Below are 18537 nucleotides of genomic sequence, written 5' to 3'. Positions count from 1 at the left end.
GGCCAGCGATTTGGGGCGGCCCGTGGGAATGCCCTGGGGCTATCCTAGGGTCTCCTGCCAGCGGACGGTATTTCCGGCTCATCCCCGGCGTTGTGGTGGCGGTCACCCGGTGGTCTACAATGAAATTGACGCCAGCCAGTCGGGGAGCACTCCTGATGACGCGATTCTTGTGTGTCTTTGTTTCCGGCCTGCTGGTCACGGTGTTCCTGCCCGCCTGTTACGACGATCCCAACAGGAAATACGCACTGGAGCCGCTGCCGAATGTGCAGGGCGGGGCGGCGGAACAACTGGCCCGCGAGGCTAGTCCCTTTGGTGATGCCATGGTGCGCTACCTGCGCGGTAAGCCGCGCAAGGAGGGCAATGAGTTTATCCTGGGGGTGCGATTCGAGCCGGGTGGCTTTGCTCCGCGCATGGACACCATTGCCGATATCGAGGCATTGCTGGTCATCATGCGCGACTATCCGGAACTGCGTATCGCCATCGAGGGGCATACGGATAACGAGGGCGACCCGGAGAAAAACCGTAAGCTGTCACAGTGGCGCGCCGACTGGGTTCGGCAATTCCTGCTGGAGCGTGGTATCGATGCGGAGCGGGTGACGGCCGAGGGCTTCGGTGATGCAGCGCCGATCGCGGACAACAGCACAGCCGCCGGGCAGAAAAAGAACCGGCGGCTGGTGATCCGCGTGGTCAATTTCGACTCCAGCCCGATGTCGGTGAAGCTGCAGGGGCAGTAAATGCTTGCATCCGCGCCAGCGGGTGTATACGCGAACTGTTTGTCCACCCGTTGCGTGCGAGCTGTCGGGCGCGGGATCAGGCCGCGCCGATTTCCAGTGAGCGCAGGATTTCCGCGGTCGGATCCACCTGGTTCATGGTGTAGAAGTGCAGGCCGGGCGCGCCGCCATCCAGCAGGGTCTCACACAGGTCGGTAACCACCTCCAGGCCCAGCTTGCGGATATCCTCCGGGTTATTGAAGCTCTCCATGCGGTGGCGCAGCCAGCGCGGGATTTCCGCCCCGCAGTTGCGGGAAAAGCGCGCCAGGTTGGTGAAGTTGGTAATTGGCATGATGCCCGGGTAGATGGGCGCGTCGATACCGGCCTTCTCGCACTGGTCGAGAAAGTAAAAGTAAGCGTCCGGGTTGTAGAAGTACTGGGTCAGCGCGCTGTTGGCGCCGGCCTCGAACTTGCCTTTCAGGTAGCGGATATCGTCGTCGTAGGATCCCGCCTCCGGGTGAATTTCCGGGTAGGCGGCGACTTCCAGGTGGAACTGGTCGCCGGTGTGGCGGCGGATGAAAGCCACCAGTTCGTTGGCGTACACCAGCTGCGCCACCGCGCCCATGCCGGAAGGCATATCGCCCCGCAACGCGACGATGCGATCCACGCCCGCTTCCCGGTAAGTATTCAACAGGCCGAGTACGGTTTCCTCGTTATCACCGCCGAAAGACAGGTGCGGCGCGATGGAGATGCCGTCGCGGCGGAGGCCGGTGACGATATTCGCGGTGGTCTCACGGGTGGTGCCGCCGGCACCGTAGGTAACAGAGAAGAATGCCGGGTCAAACTCCTGCAGGGTTTCCCGTGTCTTGTACAGCTTCTCCCGGCCCGCGGCTGTCTTGGGCGGGAAAAACTCAAAACTGATTCTGGGGGTGTCGGTCATGATGCGGTCTTTTCCAGTCCCCCGAGGGACCGGGTGCCGGCCAGCGCCGACATCCGGTCTCGGGTCGATTAATACTTGTAACTTTCCGGCTTGAACGGGCCTTCCACGGAAACGCCGATATATTTGGCCTGGTCTTCGGTCATGCGGGTGATCACACCGCCGAAGCCCTCGACCATGTAGCGGGCCACTTCCTCGTCCAGTTTCTTCGGCAGTACTTTCACATACAGCGCGGAGACCTTCTGGTCCGCCGGCAGTTCGGCAAACTTTTCCTGGAACAGGTGAATCTGCGCCAGTACCTGGTTGGCGAAAGAGCCATCCATGATGCGGCTGGGGTGGCCGGTGGCGTTGCCCAGGTTCACCAGGCGGCCCTCGGAAAGCAGCAGCAGGTGATCATTGTTTTCCGCGTTACGGACGATCTTGTGCACCTGCGGCTTCACTTCCTGCCATTCCCAGTGCTTGCGCATGTAAGCGGTATCGATCTCGTTGTCGAAGTGGCCGATGTTGCATACCACGGCACCGCTCTTCAGCGCTTTCAGCATAGGCGCGTCGCACACGTTGGTGTTGCCGGTGGTGGTTACCAGCAGGTCCGTATTGGCCAGCAACTCTTTATTGATACCCTCGTCGGTGCCGGTGTTGATCCCGCCCTGGTAGGGGGAAACCAGCTCGAAGCCGTCCATGCAGGCCTGCATGGCACAGATGGGATCCACCTCGGAGATCTTCACGATCATGCCTTCCTGGCGCAGGGAGGCGGCGGAGCCCTTGCCCACGTCGCCGTAGCCGATCACCAGGGCTTTCTTGCCGGACAGCAGGTGGTCGGTGCCGCGCTTGATGGCATCGTTCAGGCTGTGGCGGCAGCCGTACTTGTTGTCGTTCTTGCTCTTGGTAACGGCGTCGTTGACGTTGATCGCCGGCACTTTCAGCGTGCCTTCCCGCAGCATGTCCTGCAGGCGGTGTACACCCGTGGTGGTTTCCTCGCTGATGCCGTGGCAGTTGTCGAGGATCTGCGGGTACTTGCGGTGCAGCAGCTCGGTCAGGTCGCCGCCGTCGTCGAGAATCATGTTCGGCTGCCAGCCGGCCACGTCGTCACCCACAGTGCGCTCCAGGCACCACTCGTACTCTTCCTCGGTCTCACCCTTCCAGGCGAATACCGGGATACCACTGGCGGCGATGGCTGCGGCGGCGTGATCCTGGGTGGAGAAGATGTTGCACGAGGACCAGCGCACCTCGGCACCCAGCGCGACCAGGGTCTCGATCAGCACTGCGGTCTGGATCGTCATATGGATACAGCCCATGATGCGCGCACCGGCCAGCGGCTGCTCCGCGCGGTATTTTTCCCGCAGTGCGATCAGTGCCGGCATCTCGCCCTCGGCGATCTCGATCTCGCGTCGGCCCCAGTCCGCCAGGGTGATGTCGGCGACTTTGAAATCCTTGAATTCCGTGCTCATCTGGTTCATTCCAACCTCTTGTTTTGTGCTCTTTTGTAGGAGCGGCTGCTCCTGCATATGAATGTTTATTTACAGGCCCGCGTGCTGGCGCAGCAGTTCCGCCTTGTCGGTTTTCTCCCACGGGAAGGCAGTGAAGGTCTCGCTGCGTTCCTGGCCGTTGCTGTCGGTCCAGGTGTAGGTGTGCTCGAACGGCTCGCGCCCGAAGTGGCCGTAGGCCGCGGTCAGCTGGTACATCGGGTGCAGCAGGTCAAGGGCCCGGGAAATGGCGTAGGGGCGCAGGTCAAAATGCTCGCGCACCAGCTCGATCAGTTTGTCCTCACTTACCTTGCCTGTGCCGAAAGTATTGATCGACACGGAGGTGGGCTCGGCCACGCCGATGGCGTAGGACACCTGAATCTCGCAGCGCCGGGCCAGCCCGGCGGCGACGATGTTCTTGGCCACGTAGCGACCGGCGTAAGCAGCGGAACGGTCCACCTTGGACGGGTCCTTGCCGGAGAAGGCGCCGCCGCCATGGCGCGCGGAGCCGCCGTAGGTATCCACGATGATCTTGCGCCCGGTCAGGCCACAGTCACCCACGGGGCCACCGATCACAAACTTGCCGGTGGGGTTGATATGGTACTTGGTGCCTTCATGCAGCCACTCCGAAGGCAGCACGTGGTGCACGATCAGCTCCAGAACGGCCTCGCGCAGGTCTTCCTGGCTGACCTCGGCATTGTGCTGGGTGGACAGCACCACGGCGTCGATGGCGCAGGGCCGGCCGTGTTCGTCATAGCGGAAGGTCACCTGGCTCTTGGCGTCCGGGCGCAGCCACGGCAGCAGGCCGGACTTGCGTGCCTCGGCCTGGCGCTCCACCAGGCGGTGCGCGTAGTAAACCGGGGCGGGCATGAAGGTGGGGGTCTCGTCGGTGGCGTAGCCGAACATCAGGCCCTGGTCGCCGGCCCCCTGGTCTTCCGGCTTGGCCCGGTCGACGCCCTGGGCGATATCCACCGACTGCTTGCCAATCATGTTCAGTACGCCGCAGGTGTCGCCGTCGAAGCCCACATCCGAGGAGGTGTAGCCGATATCGGTGATCACCTTGCGCACCAGGTCTTCCAGGTCGACCCAGGCGCTGGTGGAGATTTCGCCGGCAATTATCGCAACGCCGGTTTTTACCAGTGTCTCGCAGGCCACGCGGGCGTGCTTGTCGCGGGCCAGCAGTGCATCGAGCACCGCGTCGGAAATCTGGTCGGCGATCTTGTCCGGGTGTCCCTCCGATACGGACTCAGAGGTAAACAGTCTGTATTCACTCATGTGAAAGTCTCCATGTCTTGCCGGCGGCAAACAAAATAAAACTCTGTGTTGTGGTGGGAGCCCGACCGCGGGTTCCCGGGTAATTACGCTTTCAGGAATTCGCGGATCTGGATCTGGAAGCCGTTGCGCAGGGCACTGTACACGCTGCGCCCATTCCTCAGGCCGGCGTCCTCCGCCCAGGCCTGCAGCTGTTCCGGGGCAAAGCCCAGCCACAGGTCGCCGCAGGCCTCGCGGGCCCAGTCCTGGCGATGCTCCTGCAGCTCCGCCACCAGCAGCTGGCCGCCGCTCTTGAGGGCCTGCTGCAGGTCCTGGAAGATCTGTGCCGGTTCCGGGGTATGGTGCAGCACCATGTTCACCACAATGCTGTCGGCGCTGCGGGGGCGCGCTGCGGCCTCGCGGGTGTCGCCGCAGACAAAGTCGATATTCGCCAGGGACTGTTCGTCGGCAAATTGCTGCGCGCGCTCGAGCATGGTTTCGGAGAGATCCAGTGCGGTCACGCAGTCAAAGCGGGGGCTCAGCTCGGCCAGGAATTCCCCTTCCCCGGGCCCCACTTCCAGCGCATTGGCACCGGGCTTCAGCAACTGCGCCACCTGCGGTCCGTAGACCTCATAGCCGGCAATCAACTCCTGTTGCTCGCGGAAGCGATTGCCGTAGTCGGCAAAGAAACGCCGTGAGGCCTCCGCGCGCTCCCGCGCAATGGCCGCCACCGCGTCGGCACGCGCCGGCGCCAGGGGTAGCTGGTCGAGGCCGGTAAACAGGGCCTGCAGCGTTTCACCGTCGCCACTGCGGCGATAGAACAGGTTGTTGCCCTCGCGCCGCTTGCTCACCAGCCCGGCCTGGGCCAGCACCTTCAGGTGGTGGCTCAGTGCCGGCTGGCGCAGGTCGAATATGCGGCACAGCTCCAGCACGCTGTAGGAATCCTGGCTCAGCAGGCGCAGGACCTCCAGCCGCAGCGGGTCGCCCGCGGCCTTCAGGGTCGCGGCCAGCTGCGGGATGGCGTCCGGGACCGGGGAGTCCGGTTGCTGTAAGGGTGCTGGGGATTCAGGCATAGCGCGCAGTCTAGCAGTGTCCCCCGCTATATCAAAGGATTTTGATATAGCTTCATTAAATTTTTTTGATGCAGATGTGTTGTTTTAAGCGCCACCAGCCGGCAGGCAACTTTGTTGCGTGAATAACGCGACAATTGGCCCCGTGCCTTTGCGCAGCGCCGCCGATTGCGGGAAAATACGCCTCCTTTTTCGCCGCCGTGGCCTATGGTGAAGCGGCCCGGCCCCGCAAACTGACCTGAGAGCAGAGCCCTATGACTTCTTCCAACCCGACCCGCACCGAGCTGGCCAATGCCGTTCGTGCCCTGTCCATGGACGCCGTGCAGAAAGCCAAGAGTGGCCACCCCGGCGCGCCCATGGGTATGGCAGATATTGCCGAGGTCCTGTGGAACGATTACCTGAAGCACAACCCGGCCAACCCCCACTGGGCGGACCGCGACCGCTTTGTGCTGTCCAACGGCCACGGCTCCATGCTGCTCTATTCCCTGCTGCACCTCACCGGTTACGACCTGCCGATCGAGGAGCTGCAGAATTTCCGCCAGCTGCACTCGAAGACCCCGGGGCACCCGGAGTACGGTTACGCGCCCGGTGTCGAGACCACCACCGGCCCGCTGGGCCAGGGCATCACCAATGCGGTGGGCATGGCGCTGGCCGAGAAAGTCATGGCGGCCCAGTTCAACCGTCCGGGCTACGAGCTGGTGGATCACCACACCTACTGCTTCCTCGGCGACGGCTGCCTGATGGAAGGCATCTCCCACGAGGCCTGCTCCCTGGCCGGTACCCTGGGCCTCGGCAAGCTGGTCGCCTTCTACGACGACAACGGCATCTCCATCGACGGTGAAGTGGAGGGCTGGTTTACCGACGATACGCCCAAGCGCTTCGAGGCCTACGGCTGGCACGTGATCCCGGGTGTGGACGGCCACGACCCGGTGGCGATCAAGCAGGCCATCGAAGAGGCCCGTGCCGAGAACGGCAAGCCCACCCTGATCTGCTGCAAGACCGTGATTGGCTTCGGTTCCCCGAACAAACAGGGCCGCGAGGAGTGCCACGGTGCGCCGCTGGGCGAGGACGAGATTGCCCTGGTGCGCGAGACCCTGAACTGGAACCACGGCCCGTTCGAGATCCCCGGGGACATCTACGCCGGCTGGAACGCCCGCGACAAGGGCGAGGCGCAGGAAGACGAGTGGCGCGATATCTTTGCCGACTACCAGGAGGAGTTCCCGGAGCTGGCGGCGGAATTCGAGCGCCGCATGAGCGGTGAGCTGCCGGCGGATTTCCTCTCCAAGGCGGATGAGTACATTCGCGAGTGCCAGGAAAACGGCGAGAAGATCGCCTCGCGCAAGGCAAGCCAGAACGCGCTGAACGCCTACGGCCCGATGCTGCCGGAATTCCTCGGCGGCTCTGCCGACCTGGCGGGCTCCAACCTCACCATCTGGTCCGGTTCCGTGGGCGTGCGGGCGGACAATGCCGCCGGCAACTACGTTTACTACGGGGTGCGCGAATTCGGCATGAGCGCCATCATGAACGGTATCGCCCTGCACGGCGGTTTCGTGCCCTATGGCGCGACCTTCCTGATGTTCATGGAGTACGCCCGCAATGCCGTGCGCATGGCGGCACTGATGAAGCAGCGGGTGATCTTTGTCTACACCCACGATTCCATCGGGCTGGGCGAGGACGGCCCCACCCACCAGGCGGTGGAGCAGCTGACCGCCCTGCGCTCAACCCCGAACCTGTACACCTGGCGCCCCTGTGACGCTACCGAATCCGCCGTGAGCTGGAAAATGGCGGTGTCCCGCAACGATGGCCCCAGCGCCCTGATCTTCAGCCGCCAGGGCCTGGCGCCGCAGAGCCGCGACGCCGGCCAGCTGGCCCAGGTGGAGAAGGGCGGCTACGTGCTGTCCGACTGCGAGGGCCTGCCGGAGGCCATCATCATCGCCACCGGTTCCGAGGTGGAGCTGGCGATGGAAGCCCGGAAGCAGCTCTCCGGTCGCAAGATCCGCGTGGTCTCCATGCCCTGTGCCGAGGCATTTATGGACCAGGACGAGGCTTACCACGAGTCGGTGTTGCCGTCCAGCGTGCGTGCCCGCGTTGCCGTGGAAGCCGCGCACCAGGACTACTGGTACAAGTTTGTCGGCTTCGACGGCGCCATCGTCGGCATGAAGACCTTCGGCGAATCCGCGCCCGGCGGCGAGCTGATGCAGCACTTCGGCTTCACCGCAGAGAATGTGGCGCAGACCGTCGAGAAGCTGCTGAAGTAATCGCTCACGGAGCAACCAAGGACCCGGGCCCCGGCTTGTGCCGGGGCCCGGAATCTAATGGAGTCAGCTCAAAATGCTGATACTGGCTGGAAGTTCATGAGTATCAGGCTTGCCATCAACGGCTATGGCCGCATCGGCCGTTCCGTCCTCCGCGCGCTCTATGAGTCCGGCGCGCGCAATCAGATGCAGATCGTCGCCATCAACGAGCTGGCCGACTGCGCCACCATTGCCCACCTGACCCGCTACGATTCCGTGCACGGCCGCTTCGGTGGCGACGTCGAGGTGCAGGGGGAGACGCTGGTGGTCAATGGCGACCGCATTGCGGTGACTCACCATGAGCAGCTCGAGGAACTGGACTGGAGTAAAGACCGGGTCGATATCGTGCTGGAATGTACCGGCAGCTTTAGCGAGCGCGCCCGTGCGGAACTGCACCTGAAGGCCGGCGCAAAAAAAGTCCTGTTCTCCCAGCCCGCCAGCCGCGATGTGGACGCCACCATCGTCTACGGGGTCAATGACGAAATCCTCACCGGCAGGGAAACCATCGTCTCCGCCGCCTCCTGCACCACCAATTGCAGCGTCCCGGTGATCGCCGCCCTGGACAAGGCTTTCGGTATCGATGCCGGGGTGATCACCACCATCCACGCCGCCATGAACGACCAGCCGGTGAGCGACGCCTACCACCATACCGACCTGCGCAAGACCCGCTCGGCGGTGACCTCCATTATTCCCGTCGATACCGGCCTCGCCCGCGGTATCGAGCGTATCCTGCCCAGCCTTGTCGACCGTTTCGAGGCCCAGGCCATGCGTGTACCCACGGTCAACGTATCCGCGATCGACCTGTCCGTACAGCTGCACAACACCGTCACCCAGGCCAAAGTAAACGATGTCCTGAGCGCAGCGGCGAAGCATGATTTTGCCGGCGTGCTCGGCTACACCGAGGAGCCCCTCGCCTCCTGCGACTACAACCACGATCCCCGCTCCGGCATCGTCGATGCCAGCCAGACCCGCGTTGCCGGCGGCAAACTGGTGAAAGTGCTGATCTGGTTTGATAACGAGTGGGGGTTTGCGAACCGGATGCTGGATGTGGCTGACAGACTTATCAAAAAACAGGCATCTCCCTAGGCGATGAATTACAACTGTCGCTCAGGTTTGGCTGCTTGGTTCCAGAGTAAGCAGTTGTGATCAGAGAAGCACTTTGCAAGGTGGGGGATGGGCGTAAAAATTTCACTCTGTCCACTATTATTCTTCCAATTCAGTCGCCGGCTATTGCTACTTGAAGATCTACCTACTTACCCACGAGCGCGAGTTACTCCGCCCGACAAACACCGGCTCAATTGCCACAACCGCCTGTGGCGAGATGGTCCAGCGGGTCGTCTGGCAGCGCCGCCACCCCGATCCTGAAATAGTCGAGCTGATCCAGGCAGGCGATGCCGCGCTTGTTTATCCTGGAGTTGAGGCAGGGCTGTCCCTGAAGCCGGTTTCTGCGTTCGAGACTTTCATCCTGCTGGACGCCACCTGGCAGGAGGCCCGTAAGATGTATAACCGCAGCCCCCATTTCAAGGGGGCGGAACGGGTGAGCCTGGATCCGGCGATTGAGTCCGCTTACTGCCTGCGGCGCAACCAGCGTGAGGGCGGGCTGTGCACGGCCGAGTGCGTGATCGAGCTTCTGCAAGCGAAAGGATTCGGCGCAATGGCGGAGAATTTGCGAGAGGAGTTCGGGCGATTCAACCAGCGATAAAGAGTCCGGGCTGGAATTGCCAGGGTATTAATTTTGCTGTTTCAAAAGTAATGCTGGCTGCCCGGCTGAAACCGTGCATCAAGCATAACAGGAGTCCTTAATGGCCGATCGGGTTTCCCTGCTGGTGGATGTCCAGAATATCTATTACACGACCCGCCACGCATACGGCTGTAATTTCGACTATAACGCCTTCTGGCGGCAGGCAACCGCGGGCAGGGAGGTGGTGAGTGCCATCGCCTATGCCATCGATCGCGGCGACGAGAAGCAGCGCCAGTTCCAGAATATCCTTCGTGCAATCGGCTTCGAGGTAAAGCTGAAGCCCTTTATCCAGCGCGCCGATGGTTCCGCCAAGGGGGACTGGGATGTGGGCATCACCATCGATGCGCTGGACTGTGCGGCGGAGTCCGAAGTCCTCATACTGGCGTCCGGGGATGGTGACTTCGACCTCCTTGTCGAGCGGATCAGCTCGAAGTTTGGTATCCCGGTTGAGGTATACGGTGTGCCTTCGCTGACAGCCGGCTCGCTGAAGGACGCGGCTTCCCGGTTCGTGCCGATCGAGGGGGAGCTGTTGCTGGATAGCCCCGCCCAGTGACTCGTTATAAGCCCTCCCGCCGTAGGTGTCACGGCAGCACCCCGGCGGTTCGCGATCTCCCCCGGGCCTGATAACCTAGCTGACAACCGTTAGTGGCCGGGCTGGCAGAATACGGGCTTTTTGCACCGGAAAGTGGCCCTGCCGCGCAGCAGAATAACAATCAATGGGGAGTGACATGAAGCTACGCATGGGACTGATCGCCGTGGTGCTGGCGCTGGGCGCATTCACCGCGCAGGCCGCCAGCATCTCTGAATACGCCGCCGGCATGGAGCGCCAGCCCGGTTACTACGACTTCTACTGGGACGACGCCACCGGCCGCATCCTGCTGGAGGTGGACGAGTTCGAGCGGGAGTTCCTGCTGCTGACCGGCCTGGCCCAGGGGCTGGGCTCCAACCCGGTGGGGCTGGACCGCAACCAGGGTGGGGAGAACCGGCTGGTGCGCTTCGAGCGCGTGGGCAACAAGGTCCTGCTGCACCAGCGCAACATGCAGTACCGGGCCCACTCCGATAACGCCGCCGAGCGCCAGGCAGTCCGTGAGGCCTTCGCCTCCTCGGTGCTGTGGGGATTCGAGGCGGTGGCGCGGGATGGCGAAACCGTGCTGATTGATTTCACCCCCTTCCTGCTGAGTGACCAGCACGGTGTGGCCGGCAGGCTCAAGCAGACCGAGCAGGGCAGCTATACCGTCGATACATCAAAATCCGCGGTCTTCCTGCCGCGGACGAAGAACTTTCCCCGGAACAGCGAGTTTGAGGCGCAGCTGACCTTTGCCGGTGGCAATCCCGGCAAGTACCTGAACGAGGTGGTGCCGACGCCGACCCTGGTCTCGCTGCGCCAGCATATCTCCCTGGTGGAACTGCCGGATGATGGCTATCGCCCGCGGCAGTTCCACAGCCGCAGTGGTTACTTCCCGTTTATCTTCCGTGACTATGCCACCGCTATTGACCAGCCGCTGGACCAGCGCTTCATCTACCGCCACCGCCTGGAGAAGAAGCCGGGCAGTGACGAGCCGGTGGAGCCCATCGTCTATTACGTCGACCCGGGGGTGCCGGAGCCGGTGCGCAGTGCCCTGATCGACGGTGCCAGCTGGTGGAACCAGGCCTTCGAGGCGGCCGGGTACAAGAATGCCTTCCAGGTGAAGCTGCTGCCGGAGGGCGCCGACCCGCTGGATATCCGCTACAACGTGATTAACTGGGTGCACCGGTCGACCCGCGGCTGGTCCTACGGCTACGCCATTGCCGACCCGCGCACCGGGGAAATCCTCAAGGGCAACGTGACCCTGGGCTCGCTGCGCGTACGGCAGGACTACCTGATCGCCCAGGGCCTGCTGCAGCCCTATGGCGCGAAGGATGCAGACACTTCTGCCCTGAAAGAGCTGGCCCTGGCGCGCATCCGCCAGCTCAGCGCCCACGAGGTGGGCCATACCCTGGGCCTGGCCCATAACTTTATCGCCAGTGCCAGCGAGCGTGCCTCGGTGATGGACTACCCGGCGCCGCTGGTAACCCTGCGGGGCGAGGAGATGGAACTGGCGCAGGCCTATGACACCGGTATCGGTGAATGGGACAAGCTGGCGGTGCGCTATGGCTACGGCGAGGTGGTGGATGAGCAGGCCTACCTGGCCGGCGTGATTACCGAAGCGGAAGAGCAGGGCCTGCGCTTTATCTCCGACCCGGACTCCCGTGGCATCAACGACGCCCATGCGGATTCCCACCTGTGGGACAACGGCGCCGAGCCGCTGGCGGAGTTCGCCCGTATGGCCGAGCTGCGCCGCCATGCGCTGGACAATTTCTCCAGCGCGGCCAACCCCGCGGATGCACCCCGTTCCGCCCTGGAAGAAACCCTGGTGCCGGTCTATTACGGCTATCGCTACCAGGCCGAGGCGGTCGGCAAGCTGATTGGCGGGCTGGATTACGATTACCTCTACAACGATGCCGAACAGGTGTCCTACAGCCTGGTGCCCGCGGAAGAGCAGCGCCAGGCCATGGATACATTGGTCTCCACCCTGCAGCCGGAATTCCTGGCGCTGCCCGAGCGCGTGCTGCAACTGCTGCCGCCCAAGTCCTATGGCTACAGCCGTACTGGCGAGAGTTTCCCGGCCCGCACAGGTGTCGCCTTCGACGCAGTGTCCATGGCGGAGGCGGCGGCCGGCCATACGTTGTCGATCCTGTTGAACCCCGAGCGCGCTGCGCGGCTGGAGGAGCAGTCCGCCCGCCGTGCGGGGCACCCGGGATTCGCCGCGGTGCTGGAAAACCTGACGGAAAAAGCGCTGGATAACGGTGCCCACGACGGGCTGGCAGCGGCGATTCACCAGCGGGTGAACCATGTTTACATCCATCAGCTCATGTTACTGGCGGGAAATGACGCCGCCGCGGAGTCGGTGCGGGCAAAGGCGAGCATGGAGCTGGCGCGGATCCAGCACGGCATCGGCCGCATGAAACTGTTCGGTGATGATCCCGAGGGTTACAACGCCCATTACTATTACCAGGCGCAGCGGATAGCCGCCTTCAGCGCGGGAGAGCTGGAGCCCAGGGCCGGTGACCTGCAGGAAATGCCCCCGGGCTCTCCGATCTGACCTTACCCGCTAGCCCGGCCTGCTCTGGCCGGGTGATGGCGAGTGACCATCAATAAAAAAGGCCGCATGCGCGGCCCTAAGCTGGGGGGTCAAATGGTTCAGTCTTCCAGGGTGACCAGGTCATAGCCTGAAAGGGCGGGAATCGATTTGTGCAGTTCCTGCTCCTGGCGATCCAGTGTTTCCAGCTGGCCGCAGAACTTTTCTGCCCTGGCTTCGAGCACTTCGGCCCGTGCCTCGACGTCGCGCTCCACTTCCTCTGCGAGCTTTTCCGCATTGCGCTCGATACTGCGGCCGCCGGTAAACACGGCTTTCAGCGCGTGCCAGGCGATGCTGCCAGCCGAATCCATGGCGAGTTCCTCAATGCGCGGCTCCAGGTCTTCACCGATGGTCTCCTCGATAAAGTCGCCGACACCCTGGTCGCCAAAGACGAAGACATTGCCCTCGACATCGAAGCGCTGCTGGGCGCGGTCGCGGATTTCGGCGGAGGTCTGCTGTAACCCGTTGAAGTCGGGGTGGTCCTGGCCGGCGAGGGCGGCGAGCGCCACGGAAACGCCGGTCAGGGCGATATCCACCGCATCCAGGGAGATCATCGTCAGCTCCCGGCTGGCCCCATACAGTTCGCCATGGTACTGCTTCAGCAATGCCTCCTGCTCGGCATTGATATCCACCGGGTTACCCTCCACCAGCAGCTTGTCCGGTGACTGGAAGATCACCAGGGCTTCCTCGTCTTCAGGCTTGGCATAGGTCTGGAAAAAGTCCGGGCCCACCTGCACGTGGTAGTGCAGGTCTGCATTGCAGCTCTCCTGGTCATTCACTTCGAGGTTGATTTCACTGGCGGCCGTTTGGCCGGCCAGTGCCAAGGCACTGACGATGATGAGCGGTTTCCACATGGGAGTACTGTTCTCCGTTTTCTCAGGTTCTGTTGGTAGGACGCCGCTCCGGGACTGACTGGATGCAGGTTTTGGAAAAATTTTACTGTTGCCGTGACTGAGTCTAAATATGGTGTCAAACGTGACAAACCGACCTGTTTTCACCGGCGCCGGGTTCCCGGGTAGAAACCCTTCTCCCCCGGGGCTTCTCCAGGGTTCGGTGGAAATTCCGGAGCCAACGACAACAGGGCAGGTTCTGTCAGTAAAGAAGGCAATCAACAGCCCTCTGGATACACCGAGCAGTACCCACATGGACTTGTGCTGCAGAAGCTGAGCGTCCACGGCAAATCCACCATCATTGCCGAAGAGCCCTGCCGTAATGCGCGCTGCCAGCCCGGCAAGGCAGATCAGGAGGATAAAAAGCGGTACTTCCTTGTTGCTCATGGCGTTCCCTGTTTGTTGCTATTCAAACAGGGGATGCATAGATGAAGGGTGCCGGGCAGTGGTTTGGGCTATCTGTTTTTTGCGCGACAGGGAGCGGCTTACCGACAGTGCCCCTGTGATCATCAGCCGCGAATGAAGCGGGACTTCATTACCCAGTGGTTGCCACGGTAACGACGGGTCGGCGCCGGGCTTTTTTTCGCCCAGAAGAATTCACGGTTGAACTGGAATTCGACGTCGTAGCCTTCCGCCAGGGCTGCCAGCGGCATGGCCTGCCAGCTGGTCTGGCGGCGCTTACTGGTGGCTTCCAGCAGGTATTCACGGTTATCCACGATCGCCACCACCCAGGCGTGTCCCTGTCCCCGGTGGGTGCCCATGGCCACGCGGGCATCGACGCCCAGGTTAATCAGCCAGTCTGCCAGCAGGATGGCGTGATCCTCACAATCTCCCCGGGGCTGGTAATAAGCCTGGCGCGAGGTCTGCCAGATATCAGACAGCCCGGCGTACTGCAGGTGATCGTACTGGTACTGCTTGCGGGTGGCGAGGCTGTACAGCGGCACCCAAAGCTTGTCGGTTTCGAAGGGCTGGAAACCCACCAGGTAGCTGTTGGCGAAGTGATGCTTGCTGTCCAGGCCCCGTGCGGAGGCGGTGACGTTGGAGATGCCCTGCCAGTTCCAGATCGAGACATAGGCGCTTTCGGCTTCACTGCGCCGGGCAACCATTTTCTGCACCAGCTGTTCGGTAATCGGCCGGCTGCTCCCGTTAACCCGTACCTGCCCTCTCTGGGAATCCCGGCTGGCCCGGGTATTCCCATTGTCCTCCAGTGACAGCTTCTGCTGTAGCTGCGGGTCTATCCGTGATTCGGGGTCAGGCAATCCGTCGGTGAGGAGTAATTCCGGCAACACCATGATTGCCGCGAGCAGTAAAACAGGGAGCCAGCCGCGCATGGTCAGCCCTTGAGGCCAAAGGAAATGATCATGGCTACAAAAATAAGGATGGTAGAGGCAAAAATTGCCACCGCGACATTACCCCGCTTTAGCTCCCCCTCGATATCGACATGCTTGAGCAGCTTCTTATCGATGGCCAGCAGAGCCGTAATCCCAATAAATAGTGCCAGCAGTGTGTAAAACAGGTTGATACCAAGGTTGAACAGGGTCGCCGTCAGAAACTCGAATTCCATTTGCAGTGTGATTTCCTGTAATTGTTCTGGCCGGGAATTAAATCATATAATCCGCGCCTCTTCACCCGGGGCCTGCTCTGGCGCGCACCCGGCTGAACTTGGTAATCCTGACAGGATTTATACCTTTGTCGACAAAAACAAGTGATTGGTAATCGGGGGAATGTAATGCGGCAGATCATGATCGTACTGAGTTTGCTGGGTGGGCTGTTGCTGACAGCGTGTGGGGACCGGGTAGAAGTGCCGCCTGCGCACGTCGGCAAGATCCTGACCAAGAACGGCTACAAGCCGGAGACGGTGCCGCCCTCAAAGTTCCGGCTCGATCCCTGTTTCTTCTACTGTGACAAGCTGGTTACCCTCGCCATTGCCGATTTCGGCCACAAGGAGCGCTTCAAGCTGTTTATGCCCAAGGACCAGCTCAACATGAGCTTTGACATCCGTATGACGGGCTCTATCAGCCGCGATAATATCGACAATATTTTCGATCGCATTCCTCCGGTCAATAACAATATCGCCGTCAATAACGTCTATAACACCTATGCCCAGCCGGTGATTCGCGATGTGGTGCGCCGGGTAGTGGCAAAGTACTCGATCAATGAAATCGCCTCCAGCCGTGAGGCGTTGAGCCAGGAGCTGTTTTCCGAGGTCAGCAGCGCCCTGCAGGGTACGCCCATTCAGGTGAAGCGCCTGGGGCTCGCCGACGTCCAGTTCCCCAAGGTGATCACTGAAGCCAAGGAGAGGGCCGCCGAGCGCCGCGAATTGATCGAGCAGGAGAAAGCCCAGTTCGAAATCCAGAAAATCCAGATGGAGCGTGACCTGGAGCGGGAGAAAATGAACCGTGCGATTGCGCGGGAAAAAGCCATTGGCCAGAAAGAAGTCAACGACCTGCTGGCCAAGTCGGTTACTGACAAGTACCTGGCCTACCGTACCCTGGAAGTGCTCGACAAAATGGCTGAATCCGAGAACAAGGTGTTCCTCCCTGTGGAGGCGCTGGGTACCATCGGCCTGCAGCAGGCGGTCTTCAATGACCAGATGCGCCGGACCGCGAAGCGCGACCGCTAAGCCATTCACCGGACGGGAGATTACCATGCAGTACAACTCGCAGGTCTCAAACTGGCTGGTGTCCGTGCTCGGGGGGCTGGCAACCTGGGCAGTAGTGCTGGCAATCGCGATCCTGTTGCTGGCGGTCGTCGCCCGTATCCGGGTCGCGGGGCCCGGGAACTGGCAGCGGCTGCTGTACGACCGCTCCTTTATCATCCGAGTCCTGGCACTGGGTTTTGGCATCTGGGTACTGGCCGGCTTCAGCAGCAACGCGCCCAAGCTGTCCCTGGACCCGGATTACACGGCCGAGCAGGCAGCCACCCGTGCGCAGCTGGAGTCGGAGGCCGGGGAGGTAGAGAGCCTGGCCCCGGAAAAAGATTCCGCGCAGGACTCCAGTGCACGGTTGCAGCAGCTGCGCGAGGAACAGCGTGAGGCGGTGCTGGAAGAGGAATAGCAGGCTTCGCCGGGATGCCGGCACGCAGAGACTATGAACGCAGAAATGAAAAGGGGGCCCGGTGGCCCCCTTTTTTACTTCGGCTGGCTAAACAGCAAACGGTTTAGCGGCTCTTCGGGCCACCGCCCTTGCCGCCGCCACCGCCGCCACCACCGGAGCCGCCGTCACCGGGGTTGGTACCGGTACAGGCGTTCGCAGCCAGGTAGTCGAATGCGGCCTTGGCCTGCACCAGGCCGTAGCCATAGGCATTGTCCCGACCCGCAACACCCAGGTCTTCTGCAGTGGCATTCATGGCCGCGCGGATCTCACCCGGTGCACAGTTCGGGTAATGGCTCCAGACCAGGCCGGCGACACCGGCTACATGTGGGGTCGCCATGGAAGTGCCGTTGAAGTAGGCGTAGTCGCCGGGTTCGACCGCAACAGTGGCCGAGGCACCCAGCTGGCCCAGTAGCGCCGCGCCATCAGTATCGGAAATACCGACAGACGGGATACCGGTGACTGTGCCACCAAGCGTGCCGTAAAGCATGCCAGGCTCATTGTTGTAGATGATGGCACCGACACCGCCGCCGGCCTCACAGGCCTGGACCTTCTCGGCGAAGCTGATGTTACCGCGGGAGATCAGGCAGATTTCACCGGCGGCCGCGGTGCAGGCGGACTCACCCAGGCCACAATCCACCAGGGAGCCGCTGGCAGTACCCATGTAGCTATCTTCCATACCGGCAGAGTCCACGTCGCTGCCCGCTACGGTCACAGAGCTGACCACCGCGCTGCCAACCGGCACGGAGGAAAGCACGTTGACGCCGGGTCCGGCCAGCTCTACCTGGTCGGTCTGTTGGGAGAAGTCCGCGATTACCTTGTCGCTGTCGAGGGCGGCAATGGACATGACCGAGTCGTAAGAGGCCGGGTAGGAGTGGCGGGTATTGCCGTCGTTACCGGCAGCGGCGATGGACAGCACGCCGCGGTTCGCATACAGGTCGGCGAACGCCTGGTCCTCGGTGCGGGACTTCAGGGTTCCGCCCAGGCTCATGTTGATCACGTTGGCGCCGTTATCCGCACAAGTGTCAGCCGCTGCGACCAGGGAGGATGAATAGCCCCAGCCTTCCGCATTGAATACCTTGACGATGTGCAGCTTGACGTTGCCGTTCGGCATTACGCCTACCACGCCGGTGCCGTTATTAATGGCGGCAATGGTGCCGGCAACATGGGTGCCGTGGCTATTCTGGTCTTCGTACCAGTTCCCGGTACCGGAATCATTGGTCCCGGTAACCATATTGCCGGACAGGTCTTCATGGGAGATGTCGTAGCCGGAGTCGATGATACAGACGGTGCTGTTACCTGCGACGGAGTCACTGACCAGGTCGGCCTGGACCATGGGGATACCGAAGGGCACTTCCTGGGCCATCAGCCAGCGTTTGGCGTCTTTTTCTACATATTCCACGTTGGGGTTGTTCTGCATGGCCTGCAGGGCCTTGTCGGACAGCATCGCGGCAACTGCGTTGCGCTTGTCCAGGGCCAGGGCAGTGCGGCCGCCGGCCCGCTTGAGCTGTGCCTTGGCTTCGGCACTCTTGCCTGCCTTGAACTTGATGATATAGCGGTCTTCGGCGGCACCCGCCTGTGCGGCGACGCTTGTGGCGACGGCACTGGCGAGCAGTGTGGGTAGGATCTTCTTCATGTATCGAGCTCCAGATGGGCTGCTGTTTTCTTATCGTGTAATTACTCTGTCCGGTGCCGAGACCACTGTACTGCGCCGCTCAGGATGACCGGCATGCGCGAACAGAAGCATAGAAAAGTAGCAGCTGCGGATTGTGGGGCAATGAAATTGTTTCGCTTATGTGAGGCGGCTACCAAAACCGATAATTGGCGCCTTATTTGCCCTAAAATTCATATGGGATAGGCATCCGAGAACGTCTAGTTAATGTCACCCCTGCGATTTAGTTAGTACAGACGTACGCGTCGATTGTGGAATA

The 18537-nt window shown here is 61.8% G+C and carries 16 protein-coding genes; 8 read left to right on the top strand and 8 right to left on the bottom strand.

What is annotated here, in order from left to right; genetic code table 11:
• Positions 1-155 precede the first annotated feature (155 nt).
• The gene (locus LVD11_RS06460) at positions 156-734 is read left to right on the top strand and encodes an OmpA family protein (protein ID WP_237057338.1); all 579 of its coding nucleotides are present in this window, start codon (positions 156-158) and stop codon (positions 732-734) included.
• Positions 735-810: 76 nt separating this feature from the next.
• Here the strand turns inward: LVD11_RS06460 and metF are convergent, their stop codons facing one another.
• The 4 genes from metF to LVD11_RS06440 form a co-directional block, all read right to left on the bottom strand.
• Positions 811-1650: a methylenetetrahydrofolate reductase [NAD(P)H] gene (metF, locus tag LVD11_RS06455; RefSeq protein WP_237057337.1), complete on the bottom strand. Its 840-nt coding sequence runs from the start codon at positions 1648-1650 to the stop codon at positions 811-813.
• Positions 1651-1718: 68 nt separating this feature from the next.
• A complete protein-coding gene (gene ahcY, locus LVD11_RS06450; RefSeq protein ID WP_237057336.1) occupies positions 1719-3104 on the bottom strand; it encodes an adenosylhomocysteinase in 1386 nt (461 codons plus the stop codon).
• A 60-nt stretch (positions 3105-3164) separates the two neighbouring features.
• The gene (metK, locus tag LVD11_RS06445) at positions 3165-4385 is read right to left on the bottom strand and encodes a methionine adenosyltransferase (RefSeq protein WP_237057335.1); all 1221 of its coding nucleotides are present in this window, start codon (positions 4383-4385) and stop codon (positions 3165-3167) included.
• A gap of 83 nt (positions 4386-4468) precedes the next feature.
• On the bottom strand, positions 4469-5434 hold the full coding sequence (locus tag LVD11_RS06440; RefSeq protein ID WP_237057334.1) for a metalloregulator ArsR/SmtB family transcription factor: 966 nt from the start codon (positions 5432-5434) through the stop codon (positions 4469-4471).
• Between the two features lie 251 nt (positions 5435-5685).
• On the opposite strand from LVD11_RS06440, the gene tkt reads away from it, so the two are divergent.
• The 5 genes from tkt (at position 5686) to LVD11_RS06415 (ending at position 12588) form a co-directional block, all read left to right on the top strand.
• The gene (gene tkt / locus LVD11_RS06435; RefSeq protein ID WP_237057333.1) at positions 5686-7689 is read left to right on the top strand and encodes a transketolase; all 2004 of its coding nucleotides are present in this window, start codon (positions 5686-5688) and stop codon (positions 7687-7689) included.
• A 96-nt stretch (positions 7690-7785) separates the two neighbouring features.
• Positions 7786-8811, top strand: coding sequence for a type I glyceraldehyde-3-phosphate dehydrogenase (locus tag LVD11_RS06430; RefSeq protein WP_237057332.1), 1026 nt, complete (start codon positions 7786-7788; stop codon positions 8809-8811).
• 151 nt (positions 8812-8962) lie between these two features.
• Positions 8963-9427, top strand: a complete 465-nt coding sequence (locus LVD11_RS06425; RefSeq protein ID WP_237057331.1) for a tRNA-uridine aminocarboxypropyltransferase — start codon at positions 8963-8965, stop codon at positions 9425-9427.
• 100 nt (positions 9428-9527) lie between these two features.
• Positions 9528-10019, top strand: coding sequence for a LabA-like NYN domain-containing protein (locus LVD11_RS06420; protein ID WP_237057330.1), 492 nt, complete (start codon positions 9528-9530; stop codon positions 10017-10019).
• Between the two features lie 175 nt (positions 10020-10194).
• Positions 10195-12588, top strand: coding sequence for a zinc-dependent metalloprotease (locus LVD11_RS06415; protein ID WP_237057329.1), 2394 nt, complete (start codon positions 10195-10197; stop codon positions 12586-12588).
• 98 nt (positions 12589-12686) lie between these two features.
• Here LVD11_RS06415 and LVD11_RS06410 read toward each other — a convergent pair whose 3' ends face one another.
• The 3 genes from LVD11_RS06410 to LVD11_RS06400 form a co-directional block, all read right to left on the bottom strand.
• Positions 12687-13478 carry a DUF2884 family protein gene (locus tag LVD11_RS06410; RefSeq protein WP_237057328.1) on the bottom strand — a complete coding sequence of 264 codons (792 nt, stop codon included), beginning with the start codon at positions 13476-13478 and terminating at the stop codon, positions 12687-12689.
• 545 nt (positions 13479-14023) lie between these two features.
• Positions 14024-14845, bottom strand: a complete 822-nt coding sequence (locus tag LVD11_RS06405; protein ID WP_237057327.1) for a transglutaminase domain-containing protein — start codon at positions 14843-14845, stop codon at positions 14024-14026.
• A 2-nt stretch (positions 14846-14847) separates the two neighbouring features.
• Positions 14848-15078, bottom strand: a complete 231-nt coding sequence (locus tag LVD11_RS06400; RefSeq protein WP_237057326.1) for a DUF350 domain-containing protein — start codon at positions 15076-15078, stop codon at positions 14848-14850.
• Between the two features lie 177 nt (positions 15079-15255).
• On the opposite strand from LVD11_RS06400, the gene LVD11_RS06395 reads away from it, so the two are divergent.
• Complete coding sequence (locus LVD11_RS06395) at positions 15256-16137, top strand: SPFH domain-containing protein (RefSeq protein ID WP_237057325.1); 882 nt, start codon at positions 15256-15258, stop codon at positions 16135-16137.
• 25 nt (positions 16138-16162) lie between these two features.
• Positions 16163-16570, top strand: coding sequence for a hypothetical protein (locus tag LVD11_RS06390; protein ID WP_237057324.1), 408 nt, complete (start codon positions 16163-16165; stop codon positions 16568-16570).
• Positions 16571-16673: 103 nt separating this feature from the next.
• Here the strand turns inward: LVD11_RS06390 and LVD11_RS06385 are convergent, their stop codons facing one another.
• Positions 16674-18242, bottom strand: coding sequence for a S8 family serine peptidase (locus LVD11_RS06385; protein ID WP_237057323.1), 1569 nt, complete (start codon positions 18240-18242; stop codon positions 16674-16676).
• Positions 18243-18537 lie beyond the last annotated feature (295 nt).

Source organism: Microbulbifer sediminum (genome assembly GCF_021729035.1).
GTDB lineage: Bacteria > Pseudomonadota > Gammaproteobacteria > Pseudomonadales > Cellvibrionaceae > Microbulbifer > Microbulbifer sediminum.
This window is presented reverse-complemented; position numbering and strand designations above follow the sequence as displayed.